General features: G+C 70.4%; 13 protein-coding genes. 9 read left to right on the forward strand and 4 right to left on the reverse strand.

Annotated features, from left to right (window positions below; genetic code table 11):
• Positions 1–41 precede the first annotated feature (41 nt).
• Entirely contained in the window at positions 42–1,784 is a 1,743-nt protein-coding gene (locus ABFX55_RS13405; protein WP_346120894.1) for a glycoside hydrolase family 35 protein, read from the reverse strand.
• Between the two features lie 78 nt (positions 1,785–1,862).
• Here ABFX55_RS13405 and ABFX55_RS13410 point away from each other — a divergent pair, with 78 nt between their 5' ends.
• The 7 genes from ABFX55_RS13410 to ABFX55_RS13440 all read left to right on the forward strand — a co-directional run bounded on the left by ABFX55_RS13410 (position 1,863) and on the right by ABFX55_RS13440 (position 7,329).
• Positions 1,863–2,732 carry a helix-turn-helix transcriptional regulator gene (locus ABFX55_RS13410; RefSeq protein WP_346120895.1) on the forward strand — a complete coding sequence of 290 codons (870 nt, stop codon included), beginning with the start codon at positions 1,863–1,865 and terminating at the stop codon, positions 2,730–2,732.
• A 121-nt stretch (positions 2,733–2,853) separates the two neighbouring features.
• Positions 2,854–3,339, forward strand: a complete 486-nt coding sequence (locus tag ABFX55_RS13415; RefSeq protein ID WP_346120896.1) for a MauE/DoxX family redox-associated membrane protein — start codon at positions 2,854–2,856, stop codon at positions 3,337–3,339.
• Complete coding sequence (locus ABFX55_RS13420) at positions 3,332–4,096, forward strand: DsbA family protein (protein WP_346120898.1); 765 nt, start codon at positions 3,332–3,334, stop codon at positions 4,094–4,096. Before ABFX55_RS13415 ends, ABFX55_RS13420 begins: the two co-directional genes overlap by 8 nt.
• Before the next feature lie 26 nt (positions 4,097–4,122).
• Positions 4,123–5,199: a prolipoprotein diacylglyceryl transferase gene (gene lgt / locus ABFX55_RS13425; RefSeq protein WP_346120900.1), complete on the forward strand. Its 1,077-nt coding sequence runs from the start codon at positions 4,123–4,125 to the stop codon at positions 5,197–5,199.
• A complete protein-coding gene (locus ABFX55_RS13430) occupies positions 5,199–5,906 on the forward strand; it encodes a VIT1/CCC1 transporter family protein (protein WP_346120902.1) in 708 nt (235 codons plus the stop codon). The genes lgt and ABFX55_RS13430 overlap by 1 nt, the downstream gene beginning before the upstream one ends.
• Positions 5,903–6,706, forward strand: a complete 804-nt coding sequence (locus tag ABFX55_RS13435) for a hypothetical protein (protein ID WP_346120904.1) — start codon at positions 5,903–5,905, stop codon at positions 6,704–6,706. The genes ABFX55_RS13430 and ABFX55_RS13435 overlap by 4 nt, the downstream gene beginning before the upstream one ends.
• Before the next feature lie 11 nt (positions 6,707–6,717).
• On the forward strand, positions 6,718–7,329 hold the full coding sequence (locus tag ABFX55_RS13440) for a hypothetical protein (protein ID WP_346120906.1): 612 nt from the start codon (positions 6,718–6,720) through the stop codon (positions 7,327–7,329).
• A gap of 29 nt (positions 7,330–7,358) precedes the next feature.
• Here ABFX55_RS13440 and ABFX55_RS13445 read toward each other — a convergent pair whose 3' ends face one another.
• Positions 7,359–8,888, reverse strand: coding sequence for a bis-aminopropyl spermidine synthase family protein (locus ABFX55_RS13445; RefSeq protein ID WP_346120907.1), 1,530 nt, complete (start codon positions 8,886–8,888; stop codon positions 7,359–7,361).
• Between the two features lie 242 nt (positions 8,889–9,130).
• On the opposite strand from ABFX55_RS13445, the gene gltB reads away from it, so the two are divergent.
• Positions 9,131–13,639: a glutamate synthase large subunit gene (gene gltB, locus ABFX55_RS13450; protein WP_346120909.1), complete on the forward strand. Its 4,509-nt coding sequence runs from the start codon at positions 9,131–9,133 to the stop codon at positions 13,637–13,639.
• A 76-nt stretch (positions 13,640–13,715) separates the two neighbouring features.
• Positions 13,716–15,167 (forward strand): glutamate synthase subunit beta, encoded by a 1,452-nt coding sequence (locus tag ABFX55_RS13455; protein ID WP_346120911.1) that lies wholly within the window; start codon positions 13,716–13,718, stop codon positions 15,165–15,167.
• A gap of 343 nt (positions 15,168–15,510) precedes the next feature.
• Here the strand turns inward: ABFX55_RS13455 and ABFX55_RS13460 are convergent, their stop codons facing one another.
• Positions 15,511–16,917, reverse strand: a complete 1,407-nt coding sequence (locus ABFX55_RS13460; protein WP_346120912.1) for a sensor histidine kinase — start codon at positions 16,915–16,917, stop codon at positions 15,511–15,513.
• Entirely contained in the window at positions 16,914–17,651 is a 738-nt protein-coding gene (locus ABFX55_RS13465; RefSeq protein ID WP_346120914.1) for a response regulator transcription factor, read from the reverse strand. The genes ABFX55_RS13460 and ABFX55_RS13465 overlap by 4 nt, the downstream gene beginning before the upstream one ends.
• Positions 17,652–17,671 lie beyond the last annotated feature (20 nt).

Consider the following 17,671-nt stretch of genomic DNA (forward strand, 5'->3'; position numbering starts at 1 on the left):
GTCAGGCCTGGAGGCCCGCGCCCCCAGGCCTGACCCGCGACCTAGCCCAGCTCGGCGGCCGGACGGATCTCCAGCGCGGGCTCGCCCGCCCTGTCGAGCTCGAGGATCACGATCTCGTTCGCGCCCGCCCGCAGCAGCGGCCACGGCACGTACAGCGTACGCTGCGGCCCCCTGTCCCAGTAGCGGCCGAGCAGGAAGCCGTTCACCCACACGTACCCCTTGCCCCAGCCGGGCAGCGCGAGGAAGCCGTCGGCGGGCCGCTCCACCTCGAGCTCGCCGCGGAAGAGCGCGGGCACCGCCGCCGACAGGCCCTCCCCGTACGGCAGCACGGGCAGCTCCCGCAGCGGGATCGGCCTGGCCGTCACGCCGTGGAGGTACTGCCGGTCGTGCATGATCGGGGCCATGAGCCCCTTCCGCTCGCCGAGCGCGGGCCCGTAGTTCGTCCTGCCCATCGACTCCACCAGCACCTCGAGCCGCGCAGGCCCCGCCACCTCCAGCACGGGCTCCTCGCCCCCCCGCTCGAGCACCGCCGCCTGCTCGCCGTCCACGTACAGGTGGGCGCGGTCGTGCACGCCGCGCACCCTCAGCCGGTACGGCCTGCGCGGCCCCGGCACCTCCACCTGGTAGAGCACCAGGCCGTGGGTCAGCCCGAGATCCTCGAACGAGGGCGGCAGCGCGGCGGTCACCGAGGGCCCCGCCAGCTGGTCGAGCGCGTCGCGCAGCCCTACGGACCCGGTCAGCGGCACCGGCGTGGCAGGCAGGGGCTCGGGCAGCGGAGGAAGGTCGGGGATGTCGGAGTTGTAGCGGGACAGCACCTCGCGAAAGAGCCAGAACTTCTCGGTCGGCGCCCCACGCTCGTCGATGGGCGCGTCGTAGTCGTAGGAGGTGGTCGTGGCGCGGTACTCGCCGTCGGCCAGCTCGCCCACCCTGTTGGCGCCCGCGGTGGTGCCGAAGTTGGTGCCGCCGTGGGCCATGTACAGGTTGACCGAGGCGCCCGCCGCCAGGATCCGCTCCAGCGTGTCGGCGGCGTCGGCGGCGTCGCGGGTGACGTGGCCGTGGCCCCAGTGGTCGAACCACCCGCACCAGAACTCCATGCACATCAGCGGGCCGTCGGGACGGTGCTCGCGCAGCTTGGCGAAGGCCGCCTCGGGCCCGGAGCCGAAGTTCACGGTGGCCAGCACCCCTGGGACGGCGCCGCCGGTGAGGAAGTAGTCGTCGGCCCCGTCGGAGGTGGCCAGGGGGACCTCGATGCCGTGCGCGATGAGGTCGTCGGTCAGGTGGCGCAGGTAGAGCGCGTCGCTGCCGTAGGAGCCGTACTCGTTCTCGACCTGCACCATGATGACGTTGCCGCCCTTGGTGACCTGCCGCTCGGCGATCAGCGGGACGACCTCGTCGAAGAAGCGCTCGACGTGGGAGAGGTACTCGGCGTCGCGGGTGCGCACCCTGAGCCCCAGCTCGGCGGTCAGCCAGGAGGGCAGCCCTCCGTTGTCCCACTCGGCGCAGATGTAGGGCCCTGGCCTGACGATGGCCAGCAGCCCCTCGGCCGCGGCGGCGTCGAGGAAGGCCGCCAGCTCCTCCAGCCTCTGGAACTCGCCCTTGCGGGGCTCGTGGAGGTCCCAGGGCACGTAGGTCTCCACCGTGTTGAGTCCCATGGCCCTGAGCATCCTGAGCCGGTGACTCCACTGCTCGGGGAGCACGCGGAAGTAGTGAAGGGCCCCTGACAGCACCCTGAACTCCTCGCCGTCCAGCCGGAAGGCGTCCCCATCAATCGTGAAATTTCGCATCTTGCCCCTTGAGATAGGATTCCGCGCATAGCAGCTTGCCGACTTCCCAGCTCAGAGGCCATGGACAAAGGCGGGGACATGTTGGACGGAAGGCAGCGGATGGCCGAGGACTTCAGGCGGTGGATGCACTATCTGACACCGGGGCCCGCCCACCGCCGGCTCGGCCTGGTCTGCCTCGGCGTGGGCCACCTGGAGGGCAGGCTGCCCACCGTGGGGCCGCGCGCCCTCGACCACCATGTCGCGGTCGTCGTCACCCAGGGCAAGGGCTGGTTCTCCCATGCGGGCGAGGAGCCCGTCGAGGTCGTGGCCCCCTCCGTGCTGTGGCTGCTGCCGGGGGTCAGGCACCACTACGCCCCGCACGACGACACCGGCTGGACCGAGTGGTTCGTCGACTTCACAGGACCCGCCGCCACGGCCTACCAGGACCTCGGCTTCGTCGACGCCGTCTCGCCGGTCACCCCGCTCACCACGGCAGAGCCCGCGGCCCACGGCATCGGCCGCATCGCCCAGGCCATCCGCAGGGGCAGCCCGTACCTGGAGGTCGAGACCTCAGCGCTGGTGCACGAGGTGCTGGTGGCGCTGCGCCACGCGCGGGTGGACGAGGACGCGGCGGGCGACCCCGTGCTGACGGGCCTGGCCAGGGACGCCTGCCTGCCGATCTCCGTGGCCGAGCACGCGAGACGGCTCGGCATGACCGTCGCCGACCTGCGCGTGGTCGTGCGGCGCCTGGCCGGCTGCAGCCCGAAGGACTACCTGCTGTCGATCAGGCTCACCAGGGCCAAGGACCTGCTGGCAGGCTCCGAGCTGCCGATCGCCTCGATCGCCAGGCGCGTCGGCTACGACGATCCCGCCTATTTCACCAGGATCTTCACCCGCAGGGCGGGGCTGCCCCCGAGTGAGTTCCGCGCGCAGCAACACGGCGGTCTGGCATCTGCCGGCCTTAGTTGATTCTTATTCAGCGCGTGATCAGATGACTCCAGGTACTGTGCGCATGCCAATCGCGACTACAGAGGAGGGGCCGTTGACCGCGTTGCTGCCGCCACGCATAGCCAGTGTGGCGATACCCTGGGTGACGACCGTCGCCCGGCTGATCCTGGGCGCAGTGCTGATCGTGGCCGGTGGGCTCAAGGTCGGCAGCATCCAGCAGTCGGTCATGGCGGTCAGGGCGTACCGGTTGCTGCCCGACTCGCTGGCCACGACCGTCGGCTACGGCCTGCCCATCCTGGAGGTCGTCGTCGGCGTCCTGCTGGTGGTCGGGCTGCTCACCAGGTTGGCCGCTGTGGTGGGCGGGCTGCTCATGCTGGCCTTCGTCTTCGGCATCGCCTGGGCGTGGGCGCGCGGGCTGCGCATCGACTGCGGCTGCTTCGGCGGTGGCGGGCAACTGGAGGCGTGGGAGGAGCCGAGCTACCTACTCGACATCGTCCGCGACTTCGGCCTGGTGCTGCTGGCCGCCTGGACCGTCCGCTTCCCGCCGGGGCGCTTCGCTCTCGATGCCGCCCTGGGACTGACCGGCGGACGCGGGGACACAGAGATCGAAGGGGACGACAATGAGTAAGGCCCAGCGGGGGCAGTCCGTGCGCGACAGGATCAAGTCGCAGCGCGAGGCGGAGAAGAAGCAGGAACAGCGCAAGCGCGTGGTCACCTACGCCACGGTGGGCGTCGTCGCCCTCGCCGCGATCGGCGCGGGCTGGCTGTTCGCCGCCAACCAGAGCAAACCCGAGGAGGCGGCGCAGGGGCTCGCGCCCGTCACCATCCAGGGCGACGGCTCGGCGGCGATGGGCAACGCGGGGGTCGACGCCCCCGTCATCGACATCTACGAGGACTTCCAGTGCCCGGCCTGTAAGCAGCTCGAGGAGACCAGCGGTGCGACGTTCAAGAACCTCGCGGCCGAGGGCAAGGCCAAGGTCGTCTACCACCCCGTCACGATCTTCCCGCAGCAGATGAACAACGGCATCACCCGCGCCAACTCCACCCGCGCGGCCGCCGCGGCCCGCTGCGTCACCGACGGCAAGCAGTGGATGGCCTTCCACGACAAGCTCTTCGCCGCCCAGCCCGAGGAGCATGTCGAGGGCTTCACCACCGACCAGCTGATCGCGCTCGGCAAGGAGGCGGGCGTCACCGCCCCCGACTTCGCCACCTGCGTCACCTCGCAGAAGAACGCCCAGGGCCACCTCACCAACAGCGACCAGGTCATGAAGGCCGCCAAGCTGGACGGCACACCGACGGTCAAGCTCAACGGCAAGGACATGGACCAGGACGTGACCTTCACGCCGTCGCAGCTGCGCCAGACCGTTCTCGATGCCGCCAAGTAGCCGCCCGTCCGCTACTCTCCAGTGACATGCCCCTTGCCTCGATTCCCAGCCCCTCCCAGGGGGTCTGGTACCTCGGCCCCATCCCGCTGAGGGCCTACGCGCTGTGCATCGTCCTGGGCGTCATCGTCGCGGTCTGGCTCAGCGAGCGCCGCTGGCGCGCCCGCGGTGGGACGCCAGGCACGATGGTCGACATCGCGGTTCCCGCGGTGATCTTCGGCCTGATCGGTGGACGCCTCTACCACGTCATCACCGACTGGCAGCTCTACTTCGGTCCCGACGCGCCCAACAAGCCGTATGAGGCGCTGTTCATCTGGAACGGCGGGCTGGGCATCTGGGGCGCGGTGGCGCTCGGCGGCGTCGGGGTGTGGCTGTCGTGCCGCAAGAGGGGGCTGTCGCTCGGCGCGGTGGCCGACACCGTCGCCCCGGGCATCGCCTTCGCGCAGGCCATCGGCAGATGGGGCAACTACTTCAACCAGGAGCTGTTCGGCGGCCCCACGACGCTGCCGTGGGGGCTGGAGATCGAGCCGGGCAGGGCGGGCACGATCGAGGGCTACACCGGCCTCTACCACCCGGCGTTCCTGTACGAGTCGCTGTGGAACGTCGCGCTCGGCTTCGCGCTGATCTGGGCGGGCAGGCGCTTCACCCTGCACCACGGACGCCTGTTCGCGCTCTATGTGGCGGGCTACACCGTGGGCAGATTCTGGATCGAGGGGCTCAGGGTCGACCCCGTCGGCGGCGTGGACCACGCGGTCCACTTCCTCGGGCTGCGCATCAACCAGTGGACCGCGATCGCGCTGTTCGTCGGGGCGCTGGTCTATCTCTGGGTGACCAGGAACAAGGACACCGAGGAGATCGTCGTCGCACCCTCGGAGCAGACTCCGGGCGACTCTCCGGCGAGCGCCGCCGTCGCGGAGGAAGAGCCCGCCGACGAGACACGTTCTTCTGAGGAGACGGACAGTCCCGGCAAGGCAGAGCCTTCCGGCAAGACGGAGACCTCCGGGAAAGCTGCGCCCTCCGACGCGGACAGCTCCCCCGAAGGGGCGGACGAGGACGGGGCGGAGGACGACAGGGCGAAGGCCGTCTCGGAGGAGAAGAAGTCCTGATGAGTGGGCGCGCGGAGCACCACCACGAGCATCGTGACGTCAACGGCGGATGGCTGCGGCCGTCCGTGTTCGGGGCGATGGACGGGCTGGTGTCCAACTTCGCGCTCATCGCCGGTGTCGCGGGCGGCACCGACAACACCAGGGTGATCGCGCTCGCCGGCATCGCGGGGCTGGCCGCGGGCGCGTTCTCCATGGCCGGAGGCGAGTACGTCTCGGTGGCCAGCCAGCGGGAGCTGGCGCTGGCCGAGATCGCCGTCGAGCGGCGCGAGATCCTGCGCCACCCCGAGGACGAGCAGGACGAGCTCGCCCAGGTCTACATCGACAGGGGTGTCGATCCCGAGCTGGCCGCCGAGGTGGCCAGGCAGATCTCCCGCGATCCCGACCAGGCGCTCGAGGTGCACGCGCGAGCCGAGCTCGGCGTCACGCCCGGCGACCTGCCCTCACCCAAGATCGCCGCGGTGTCGTCGTTCCTGTCCTTCAGCGTGGGGGCGATCCTGCCGCTGCTGCCGTACCTGTTCGGCGTCACCAGCCTGTGGCTGTCGGCGGTGCTGTCGTGTCTGGCCCTGTTCGGCGCGGGCGCGCTGGTCTCCACCGTCACCGCGCGCAGCTGGTGGTTCTCAGGACTGCGCCAGCTGGTGGTCGGCGTGGTGGCCGCGGGCCTGACCTTCGGCCTGGGCAACCTGATCGGCGGAGCCAGCGGGCTATGACCGTGACCAGGGGCAGCACGCGCAAGCGGAGGCGGACCCCACCGCCCGACTGGAACCTGCCCATCCTCACCGACTGGGGGCTCAAGCCCGCGCAGCAGCGCCTGCTCGTGATCATCGCTTCGGTGGCGGGCGTCCTCATCGCCGCGGTGACGCTGACCGCCGTCGTGTCGGCGCTCGGCTCCGACGCGCCCGACCCGCACCTGCGGGGCGCCTCCCCCGTGATCGGCGACTTGCGCCCCGAGAAGTTCGAGGGCTGGCCCTCGCCCAAGGTGTTCGAGCCCATCGCCGACAGGGCCAAGGACGGCAAGCCGTTCACCGCGAAGGAGCTGTTCGCCCACAAGACGCTCGTGGGCCAGCGCAAGCTCACCCTCAAGCTCACCGAGAAGACGATCGACACCGACTGCGTGTCCGCGCTCTGGGGCGAGAAGCTCGTCAGCCAGGTGAGCGACGCGGGCTGCACCCAGGCCGCGCGGGCCGGCTACACCAGCGCCGACGGCCGCTACCTGGCCCAGTTCACGCTGCTCAACCTCAGCGACAGCAAGGTGGCGGGAGAGCTGGTCGAGTCGCTGAAATCGCTGCACAGGGGCGGATGGGTGCGACCCGTCATGGCCTTCCCTCCCGACGCCTACACCGAGGGCGGCGCCTACGCGCTCGGCCACTACGTCGCGCTGGTCTGGCTCTCGCGCACCGACGGCGCGGAGCCCGAGGCGGGCGACGACTTCAGCAACCTGGCGCTGGCCGTCAGAGCGGCGGAGAAGCCTCTCTACAAGCGGGTAGTGGCGCTCACCGGCACCTCGTAGGCTAGGTCACCATGCCCAGGCGCGTTCTCATCCCTCTCCTGGCCGCCCTCGTGGCGGTCGCGGCCGTCGCGGTCTTCGTCTTCACCCGCGAGGGCGGGCCCAGGGCGGCGGTCTTCGCGGGCGAGCCGACCTCGGCCCAGTACGCGGTCATCGACACCAGCGCGCTCGACCCGCGCCCGCTCACCGAGGCCGAGGTCTTCGGGCCCTCGACCGCCCAGCTCGTGGCGGGCGGCGTCACGATGAGGCGCGACTCTGCGGCCGTGCTGGCCGACTGCGCGGAGGCGGTGTGGGGCGTCGAGGCCGCCGGATGCACGCAGGCCATGAGCGCCTCCTACAGCAGCGCCGACAAGAGCGTGGCGGGGCAGTTCGTCATCTTCAACCTCGCCGACGGGCGCGCGGCCGACGCCCTGGTCGCGCAGCTCGGCACAACCGGTTTCGTACGGCAGGCGGGCGCCTTCGACGCCACCCGCAGCAGGGCGCAGGCCAGGGCGCTCGGCCACTTCGTGACGGTGAGCTGGGTGGGGCCCGTCGGTCCTGGCACCGCCGATCTGGCCTACCCGCAGATCGCGCTCGACGGCCTCGGCCGCGCGGTCGTCTCCTCCCGCGTGATCGCCGCCACCTGACCCGAGCGCTTCCTGCGCGGCGAGGCCGGTCAGCGGGGGAGGGCCGCGACGGTCCCTGCGACCTCGGAGGCCAGCGACTCCAGGCGGTGCAGCGGCATCTCAAGGACGGTGCCCGTCTCGGCCCAGGGGGCGGCCCGGCGGATCAGGGCGCGCGCGTCGTTCTTGGTCAGCGCGACCCCTCGGCTCTGCGCCACCGCGATCAGCCCCTCCCTCCAGGTGTTGGCCAGCTTCCCGTGCCCGTTGTCGAGGATGCGGCGCAGCACCCTGCCCTCCTCGTCGCCGGGCGGCGGCAGCCGTACCGCGTCGAGGACGGCGCCGTCGGCGGTGAGCTCGTAGACCGCCGACAGCGGCGGCAGCGAGCGCGGCGGGGCCGCGAGGTGGACGCGCACGTGGGCGGCGCGGGTGGCCAGCAGCAGCCGCGGGAGCGCGGCCTCCAGGCCCGGGGGCACCGCGATGGCCACCTTGGTGGGGGCGGTGGCGTGCGGCTTGGCCAGCCAGGTGGTCAGCTTGACGCGCGGCTGGGTGAGTTCCTTGGGCCAGTCTCCCACCAGCAGGTCGGCGTCGAAGGCGGCGGGCCGGTCAGGGCTCGCGACGGCGCCCGACTCGATCGACTGGGGGCCGTGGGTGTAGATCGCGGTGCTGTAGCGCTCGACGCGGGCGGCGACGGCGGGCCTGGTCTTGCTGGTGGGACGCAGGATGTAGAGATCGGCGGCCGAGCCGATGGCCTCCGCGCCGAAGTAGCGGTTGAAGTCGGGGTAGACGGCCTCGTGGGCGAGGTTGAGGTCGGAGAGCGCGTTCTGGACCTTGAGCGCGAGCATGGGCGTGCGCTCGCTGGCGCCGTAGGCCAGCAGCACGCGGCCTTCGTCCTTCAGCCCCTCGACGGCGCGCGCGGTGAACAGGCCCACCCCCTCCGGGGTGTACGGCGGGTCGGTGATCGCCAGGTCGTGGTCGCGCACCGAGGAGGGCAGCCCGAGCCGCAGGTCGGCCCAGCGGGTCGCGACGCCGAGATCCTGGGCGTCGATGTAGGCCAGGATGCGCTCGTCGATGTCGACGACCGTGACCTCGGCCTCGGGATGCGTCAGCCGCAGGGCCAGTGAGGTCAGGTCGTGGTCGCCCACGCACAGCACCCGCGCCCCGCGCAGCCAGAAGCGGGCGCCCAGCAGCAGCGCCCTGCGCACCACGGTCTCGGGGGTGGCCGAGACGTGGTCGAGGGCCTGCCTGGCGGCCGGGGCGTTCGCGATGAGCTCCCTCATGCGCTTGAGCACGTGCTCGTAGTGGGGGAGCAGGTGCGCCACGGGGTCGGCAGGCGGCTCGCTGACGGCGAAGAGGTCCTGGTAGTCGGGGGTGTGGGTGAGCGGGACGCGGAAGCGGTCGCCGTCCCTTTCGAGCTCGATCTCGCGCAGCAGGGCCTCGATCGACCGCCTGGAGGTGGCGCTCTGCCTGACCAGGTTCGCCAGCGTCCACCACTGGGTGTCGCACACGAGCATGAGCGCGTGGCGCAGCCTGCGGCTGTCGATTCCGGCGGTGTCGAGCAGGGCTTCCAGGCCGTCGCGTTCCATGCGGCAACCTTAGCCGCGAGCCCCTGCGCGGCGGGCTCTCGACGGCGCGTGGGAATGATGATGCGATATCGGTGATTGGGACAGGAGAGTCCGCATGCCGGAACCCCGCTAATGTTCGCGATGTGGACCTGGTGGGCACCATTCCGACAGGGTGCGGTAATCTCTACCCACTGAACCGCAGCAGGGCCAACGTCGTCCCCGCCTGCAACACCAAAGCAGACGATGACGACGGGAGGGATTCAATGCCTGCTGCCCACCTCGGGTTCCCCGAGCCCCAGGGTCTTTACCACCCCGCGAACGAGCATGACGCCTGTGGTGTCGCGATGGTCGCGGACGTGAACGGGCGACGTGGCCACGGAATCGTCGTGAAGGCTCTGACGGCCCTGTGCAATCTCGACCACCGAGGTGCCAAGGGCAGCGAGCCCGACACCGGTGACGGTGCGGGGATCCTGACGCAGGTCCCCGACGGCTTCCTGCGCGCGAACGTGGACTTCACCCTGCCGGAGCCAGGACACTTCGCCGTCGGCATGGCCTTCCTGCCCATCGACGGCGAGGCCAGGCGGATCGCCACCGGCATGATCGAGGAGATCGCGGCGGAGGAGGGCCTGACGGTCCTCGGCTGGCGCGAGGTCCCCGTCGACACCACGCACGCCGGGCCGAGCGCCCGCGCCGTCATGCCGCACTTCATGCAGCTGTTCGTGTCGAGCCCGCGCGGCGAGAGCGGCGTCGAACTGGACCGGCTGGCCTTCTGCCTGCGCAAGCGGGCCGAGCACGAGGCGGACGTCTACTTCCCCTCGCTGTCCAGCCGCACCCTGGTCTACAAGGGCATGCTGACCCCTCTCCAGGTCGAGCCGTTCTTCCCCGACCTGACCGACGAGCGCTTCGACACCGCGATCGCGCTGGTGCACTCGCGTTTCTCGACCAACACCTTCCCGAGCTGGCCGCTGGCCCACCCCTACCGCTACGTCGCCCACAACGGCGAGATCAACACGGTCAAGGGCAACCGCAACTGGATGCGGGCGCGCGAGGCGATGCTGGCGTCGGAGCTGATCCCCGGCGACCTGTCGCGGCTGTTCCCCATCTGCGACCCCGACGGGTCGGACACCGCCTCCTTCGACGAGACGCTCGAGCTGCTGCACCTGGGCGGGCGTTCGCTCCCGCACGCGGTGCTGATGATGATCCCCGAGGCGTGGGAGAACCACACCGAGATGGACCCCGCGCGGCGGGCCTTCTACGAGTTCCACTCCTCGATGATGGAGGCGTGGGACGGCCCCGCCTCGATCACCTTCACCGACGGCACGCTGGCAGGCGCCGTCCTCGACCGCAACGGTCTGCGGCCCGGGCGGTTCTGGGTGACCGCCGACGGCCTGGTCGTGCTGGCCTCCGAGGCGGGCGTGCTCGACTTCGCCCCTGAAGAGGTCGTCCGCAAGGGCCGCCTGCAGCCGGGCCGGATGTTCCTCATCGACACCGCCCGCGGCACGATCATCGAGGATGACGAGATCAAGGCCGAGCTGGCCTCCGCGCTGCCGTACGAGGACTGGCTGCACGCCGGTCTTGTGCGCTTCGAGGAGTTGCCCGCCCGCGCCCACGAGATCCCCACCCACGAGGCGCTGGTCAAGCGGCAGCAGACCTTCGGCTACACCGAGGAAGAGCTGCGGATCATCCTGTCGCCGATGGCGAAGTCGGGCATCGAGCCGATCGGCTCCATGGGCACCGACACGCCCGTCGCCGTGCTCAGCGAGAAGCCCAGGCTGCTGTTCGACTACTTCAGCCAGCTGTTCGCGCAGGTCACCAACCCGCCGCTGGACGCCATCCGCGAGGAGCTCGTCACCTCGCTGGCCAGCACGCTCGGCCCCGAGGGCAACCTGCTCGACCCGGGGCCCAGCTCGTGCCGCCAGCTGGTCCTGCCGTACCCGGTGATCGACAACGACGAGCTCGCGAAGATCATCCACATCAACGACGAGGGCGGCCTGCCCGGCTTCCACCCCTACGTCGTCTCGGGCCTGTACGAGGTCGCGGGCGGCGGTGACGCGCTGAAGCAGCGCCTCACGGCCATCTGCGCGGAAGTCTCCGAGGCGATCGCGGGCGGCGCGCGCATCATCGTGCTGTCCGACCGCGGCTCCTCCGAGACGCTCGCGCCGATCCCCTCGCTGCTGCTGACCGGCGCGGTGCACCACCACCTCATCGCCGAGAAGACCCGCACCAAGATCGGCCTGGTCATCGAGACCGGCGAGGCCCGCGAGTGCCACCACATGGCGCTGCTCATCGGCTACGGCGCGGGCGCCGTCAACCCCTACCTCGCGATCGAGACCGTCGAGGACATGGTCGACACCGGCATGCTGCAGGTCGACAAGCACAAGGCCGTGCGCAACCTCATCAAGGCGTACGGCAAGGGCGTCATCAAGGTCATGTCCAAGATGGGCGTGTCCACGGTGGCCTCCTACACCGGTGCGCAGATCTTCGAGGCGCTCGGCCTCGGCGCCGACGTGATCGACACCTGCTTCGTCGGCACCACCTCGCGCCTGGGCGGCGTCGGCTTCGACGTCCTCGCCCAGGAGTCGGCCGCGCGCCACCGCCACGCCTACCCCAGGGTGGAGAACGCCCACCGGCGGCTCAACGTCGGCGGCGAGTACCAGTGGCGGCGCGAGGGCGAGCCGCACCTGTTCAACCCCGAGACGGTCTTCAAGCTGCAGCACGCCACGCGCAGCCGCCGCTACGAGATCTTCAAGGAGTACACCAGCCTGGTCGACTCCCAGGCCGAGAAGCTGATGACGCTTCGCGGACTGTTCAGGTTCGCCTCGGGCCGCACCCCCGTGCCGCTGGAAGAGGTCGAGCCGGTCTCGGAGATCGTCAAGCGCTTCTCCACCGGCGCCATGTCCTACGGCTCCATCTCGATGGAGGCGCACGAGACGCTCGCCATCGCGATGAACCGCCTCGGCGGCAAGTCCAACACCGGCGAGGGCGGCGAAGACCCCTCACGCCTGTACGACGCGACCCGCCGCTCGGCCATCAAGCAGGTGGCCTCCGGCCGCTTCGGCGTCACCAGCGAGTACCTCGTCAACGCCGACGACCTGCAGATCAAGATGGCCCAGGGCGCCAAGCCCGGCGAGGGCGGCCAGCTGCCCGGCCACAAGGTCTACCCGTGGATCGCCAAGACCAGGCACTCCACCCCGGGCGTCGGCCTCATCTCGCCGCCGCCGCACCACGACATCTACTCCATCGAGGACCTGGCCCAGCTCATCCACGACCTGAAGAACGCCAACCCGGCCTCCAGGGTCCACGTGAAGCTGGTGGCAGAGGTCGGCGTCGGCACGGTCGCCGCCGGAGTCTCCAAGGCCCACGCCGACGTCGTCCTGATCTCGGGTCACGACGGCGGCACCGGAGCCTCACCGCTCACCTCGCTCAAGCACGCGGGCGCCCCCTGGGAGCTCGGCCTGGCCGAGACCCAGCAGACCCTGCTGCTGAACGGCCTGCGCGACCGCATCGTGGTCCAGGTCGACGGCCAGCTCAAGACCGGCCGCGACGTGGTCATCGCCGCCCTCCTCGGCGCCGAGGAGTACGGCTTCGCCACCGCTCCGCTGGTCGTCTCTGGCTGCGTCATGATGCGCGTGTGCCACCTCGACACCTGCCCTGTGGGCGTGGCCACCCAGAACCCCGAGCTGCGCAAGCGCTTCAGCGGCAAGCCCGAGTTCGTGGTGAACTTCTTCGAGTTCATCGCAGAGGAGATCCGCGAGTACCTCGCCGAGCTGGGCTTCCGCTCGCTCGACGAGGCGATCGGGCACGTCGAGCTGCTCGACGTGACGGCCGCGGAGAACCACTGGAAGGCCAACGGGCTCGACCTGGCGCCGATCCTGCACCAGCCGTCGCTGCCCGAGGGCACCCCGCTTCGCCGTACGGTCTCGCAGGAGCACGGACTCGAGCACGCCCTCGACAACACGCTCATCGCGCTGGCGGAGGGCGCGCTCGAGCACGGCACGCCCGTCACGCTCGACCTGCCCATCCGCAACGTCAACCGTACGGTCGGCACCATGCTCGGCTACGAGGTGACCAAGCGGTACGGCGGCGCGGGCCTGCCCGACAACACCATCGACATAAGCTTCACCGGGTCGGCGGGCAACTCCTTCGGCGCCTTCGTGCCGAGCGGGGTCACGCTGCGGCTGACCGGCGACGCCAACGACTACCTCGGCAAGGGCCTGTCGGGCGGCCGGATCACCGTCCGCCCGCACGACACCGCCCCGCTGGACGGGCACATCATCTCGGGGAACGTCAGCCTGTACGGCGCGACCTCGGGTGAGGTGTTCATCCGCGGCGTGGTCGGCGAGCGCTTCTGTGTCCGCAACTCCGGCGCCACCGCGGTCGTCGAGGGCGTGGGCGACCACGGCTGCGAGTACATGACGGGCGGCAAGGTCGTCGTCCTCGGCCAGACCGGGCGCAACTTCGCCGCCGGCATGTCGGGCGGCGTCGCCTACCTGCTCGACCTGCGCTCCGAGCGGGTCAACCGCGAGATGGTCGCCATCGAGCCGCTGACCGACAAGGACGCGGCGTTCCTGCACGAGACCGTGACCAAGCACTTCGAGGAGACGGGCTCGCCCGTCGCCAAGGAGCTGCTGGCCGACTGGCACGCCGCGCTCTCCAGGTTCGGCAAGATCATGCCGACCGACTACAAGAGGGTGCTGCAGGCCGCCGAGGCCGCCCGCATCGAAGGCCGCGACATCGACGAGGCGGTCATGACCGCCGCGGTGCAGGCATGATCCGCCGTCAGGGGCACGGTCACAGCGACCTGCCGAGCTCGCCGCGAAACGTTCAGGGATAGGGGGCGCAACTCTCATGGCTGACCCGAAGGGTTTCCTCACGCACGACAGGGAGCTGCCCGAGCGCCGCCCCGTGGACGTCCGCATCCGCGACTGGAAGGAGGTCTACGAGGACTTCCCCGCGCCGAAGCTGACCAAGCAGGCGGCCAGGTGCATGGACTGCGGCATCCCGTTCTGTCACAACGGCTGCCCGCTCGGCAACCTCATCCCCGAGTGGAACGACCTGGTCTACCGCCACGACTGGCAGGAGGCCATCGAGCGGCTGCACGCGACCAACAACTTCCCCGAGTTCACCGGCAGGCTCTGCCCCGCCCCCTGCGAGGCGGCCTGCGTGCTCGGCATCAACGCCGACCCTGTGGCGATCAAGCGGGTCGAGGTCGAGATCATCGACCGCGCCTTCTCCGAGGGCTGGGTGACCCCCGTCGTCCCGGGGAAGAAGACCGGCAAGCGCGTCGCGGTCGTCGGGTCGGGCCCCGCGGGCCTGGCCGCCGCCCAGCAGCTCACCAGGGCCGGCCACGACGTGGTCGTCTTCGAGAGGGCCGACGCCATCGGCGGACTGCTGCGCTACGGCATCCCCGAGTTCAAGATGGAGAAGCGCCACATCGACAGGCGCCTCGAGCAGATGCGCGCCGAGGGCACGGAGTTCCGCACCTCGGTGAACGTCGGCGTCGACATCACGGCCGAGCAGCTGCGCGAGCAGTTCGACGCCGTGATCCTGTCGGGCGGCGCCACGCAGTGGCGCGACCTGCCCGTCGCAGGACGCTCGCTGCGCGGCGTCTACCAGGCGATGGAGTACCTGCCTCCGGCCAACAAGGACTTCGAGAACTCCCCGATCAACGCCCGCGGCAAGCACGTGGTCGTGATCGGTGGTGGTGACACGGGCGCCGACTGCATCGGCACCGCGATCCGCCAGGGAGCCGCCTCGGTGACCCAGCTGGAGATCATGCCCCAGCCGCCCGCCTCGCGTCCCGGCGCGCAGCCCTGGCCGACCTTCCCCACGCTGTTCAAGATGGAGAGCGCCCACGAGGAGCTGGCCGACGGCGAGGGCGACAGGGTCTACGCGGTCTCCACCACGGAGTTCGTCGACGACGGCACAGGACAGGTGCGCGCGCTGCGCCTGGTCCAGGTCGAGGGGCCCCAGAGCGGCTTCAAGCCGATCCCGGGCACCGAGCGGGAGATCCCCGCCGACCTGGTCACGCTCTCGATGGGCTTCGTCGGCCCGGAGAAGGGCGCGCTGCTGGAGGGCCTCGGCGTGGAGTACGACGCCAGGGGCAACGTGGCCCGCGACAAGACCTACATGACCAACGTCGACGGGGTGTTCGTCGCGGGGGACATGGGACGTGGGCAGTCGCTCATCGTCTGGGCCATCGCCGAGGGACGCGCCGCCGCCTCGGGCGTCGACCGCTTCCTGACCGGCGAGACGGCCCTGCCGTACCCGATCCTGCCGACGGCCCGCCCGCTGGTCTGACGCCCAGCTGGTCTGACGGTCCGGGTCTGACGGCCGGTGGTCTGACGCCCAATGGTCTGACGGCCCGGTGGTCTGATGGCGCTGGTGGACGGCTCGCCGTCGTGAACGCCCGCCCGAGCTTCGGCTCGGGCGGGCGTTTCCGCGTTGGGGACAGCGGGTGCCGAGCTCGTCCCGCAGGTCGTGCGCTCGGGTCGTCCCGCCGGTGGGGTTCCTCCGACCGCTCCCCTCGGGTTCCTCCGGAAGGATCTTTCGAACGGGTGCGCTTCATGCAGGGTTTCTGCAGGTCGGAGAGTGGGGAGTCCTCAAAGCAGGCGGCGATCTTACGAGGAGCTCTTGGCTGCCCTCAGATGACGGATGTCCGCCAGGTACGACCCTGCGGTCTCGGGTTGCCGAGAGTGAAGCCCACAACGGCTCCGCCGCCGGAACGGTGGGCGGCGAAGGGGATACCCCCGTGGCGGAGGGCGACGTCTTTGACGATGGCGAGACCAAGACCGGAGCCGGGCTGGCCTCGGGAGTCGATGGAGCGGTAGAAGCGGTCGAAGATGCGCTCCAGGTCATGGTCGTCGATGCCGGGCCCCTGGTCACGGACTTCGATCCTGCTGTCGTCCGCGAGCAGTTCGATCGGTTGGGTGCCGCCGGGGTCGAACTTCGCGGCGTTGTCCAGCAGATTGGAGATGGCGCGTTGCAGTGCTGCGGGCCGCGCGGTGACGATGACAGGAGCGGCCCGCACGTGGATGTCTCGTCCGGTGCGTCGGCGGGCCAAGGCGGCGGTTCGCTCGACGAGGCCGGCGAGTTGGACGTCGACCGGCTCCTCCTCGTCGCCGTGTTCGTCAGCCGCCAGTTGCACCAGCTCGTTGACCAGGTGGGTCAGTTCACGCGTCTCCTGGCTCAGGTCCTGCAACAGGTCGACTTGTGCCTGCGGCGGCAGTTCGGTGAAGCGGTGCAGGACCGAGATGTTGGTCCGAAGACTCGTGAGGGGTGTGCGTAGTTCGTGCCCGGCGTCTTGAACCAGGCGCTGCTGGTCCTGCTTGGAGCGGGCCAGACGGCCGAGCATGTGGTCGAAGGAACGGCCGAGCCGTCCGATCTCGTCGTCCCCGATGACCGGCACGACACGATCCACCTTGCCGGTGGCTGCGACCTCTTCGGTGAGGGTGGTGAGCCGGATCAGGCGGCGGGTGATCCGGCGCGCCAGCCACCATCCCGCTGCCCCGGCGATGACGATGACGGCCCCGGCCAGCAGCACCACGTGCTGCCGCAGCTGGGACAGGAGCTTGTCGGTGTCGCTGAGCCGCTGGGCGATCCGGATGGCGCCGCGGCCGTCGCCGAGTGCCACCGTGGCCATGCGGTAACGGATGCCGTCGATGGTGACGTCTCGCTGGTTGCCCTTCCCGGCGCGCTGGTCGGGGGCGAGGGCGCGATCGGCTCGGTCGAGTGGGAGCGGGACGGGGCGTTGCCTGCCGATCAGAGTGCCTTGGTGGTCCAGGATCTGCACCGTGATGCGGGCGGCGCGGAGCAGCTTGGGCAGGACGTTCTGGCGGGGGTTGTCGGTGATGAACTCTTCAGCCTCGAAGCGGCCTTGCCGTACCTGGATCTGGAGGTCGTTGACGATCCCGAGGAAGACGGATTCCTCGTCGGCGCGCACCATGCCGGCGGCGGCATCGTAGCTGAGCCCGCCGACGAGCGCGGTGACCAGGGCGACGAGGCCGGCGAAGGTGAGTGCCAGGGTGGTACGCAGGCTGCGGCGGATCATGGCTGTCTCAGGGAGTAACCGATGCCGCGCACGGTGTGGATCAGCGGCGGATGTCCGGGCGGGTCGAGCTTGCGCCGCAGGTAGCCGACGTACACCGTGAGGTTCTTCGATCCGGGACCGAAGTCGTAGCCCCAGATACGTTCGTAGATCACGGTGTGGTTGAGCACGATGCCCTTGTTGCGGGCCAGCAGCTCCAGCAGGTCGAACTCGGTGCGGGTCAGGGTGAGCTCCCGCCCGCCACGCCAGGCGCGCCGGGCAGCGGGATCCAGACGCAGGTCGGCGACGTGGATGATGCCGTTCTCCCCCTCTCCGCCGCTGGTGCGGCGCAAGAGCGCGCGCAGGCGGGCGAACAGCTCTTCGGGCTCGAACGGCTTGACCATGTAGTCGTCCGCGCCCGCATCAAGGCCGCCGACCCGATCGCGGGTCTCGACCCGGGCGGTGAGCATCAGGATCGGCGTCCGGTCGCCCTCCGCGCGCAGCACCCGGCACACGCCAAGCCCGTCGACGCCCGGCATCATCACGTCCAGCACCAGCGCGTCGGGGCGTTGCCGGTGTACGGCGGCCAACGCCTGGACGCCGTCGGCCACGGCGATCATCTCGTATCCCTCGAGGCTGAGGGCCCGCACCAACGAGTCCCTGATGGGCCGGTCGTCCTCGGCGAGCAGCACGGTGTACGTCACCTGCGAATTGTGGCAACACGTCCAGATGTATCGGGCCACGAGCGGCGTTTTCATACTGTGCTCTTTCCTGGCCC

It is taken from the genome of Nonomuraea roseola, from assembly GCF_039535395.1.
Classification (GTDB): domain Bacteria; phylum Actinomycetota; class Actinomycetes; order Streptosporangiales; family Streptosporangiaceae; genus Nonomuraea; species Nonomuraea roseola.

Coding starts and splice junctions, on each gene's coding strand:
- lgt (WP_346120900.1), top strand. CDS start 4,123: ATGCCCCTTGCCTCGATTCCCAGCCCCTCCCAGGGGGTCTGGTACCTC.
- gltB (WP_346120909.1), top strand. CDS start 9,131: ATGCCTGCTGCCCACCTCGGGTTCCCCGAGCCCCAGGGTCTTTACCAC.
- ABFX55_RS13455 (WP_346120911.1), top strand. CDS start 13,716: ATGGCTGACCCGAAGGGTTTCCTCACGCACGACAGGGAGCTGCCCGAG.
- ABFX55_RS13460 (WP_346120912.1), bottom strand. CDS start 16,917: ATGATCCGCCGCAGCCTGCGTACCACCCTGGCACTCACCTTCGCCGGC.
- ABFX55_RS13430 (WP_346120902.1), top strand. CDS start 5,199: ATGAGTGGGCGCGCGGAGCACCACCACGAGCATCGTGACGTCAACGGC.
- ABFX55_RS13410 (WP_346120895.1), top strand. CDS start 1,863: ATGTTGGACGGAAGGCAGCGGATGGCCGAGGACTTCAGGCGGTGGATG.
- ABFX55_RS13435 (WP_346120904.1), top strand. CDS start 5,903: ATGACCGTGACCAGGGGCAGCACGCGCAAGCGGAGGCGGACCCCACCG.
- ABFX55_RS13405 (WP_346120894.1), bottom strand. CDS start 1,784: ATGCGAAATTTCACGATTGATGGGGACGCCTTCCGGCTGGACGGCGAG.
- ABFX55_RS13445 (WP_346120907.1), bottom strand. CDS start 8,888: ATGGAACGCGACGGCCTGGAAGCCCTGCTCGACACCGCCGGAATCGAC.
- ABFX55_RS13440 (WP_346120906.1), top strand. CDS start 6,718: ATGCCCAGGCGCGTTCTCATCCCTCTCCTGGCCGCCCTCGTGGCGGTC.
- ABFX55_RS13420 (WP_346120898.1), top strand. CDS start 3,332: ATGAGTAAGGCCCAGCGGGGGCAGTCCGTGCGCGACAGGATCAAGTCG.
- ABFX55_RS13465 (WP_346120914.1), bottom strand. CDS start 17,651: ATGAAAACGCCGCTCGTGGCCCGATACATCTGGACGTGTTGCCACAAT.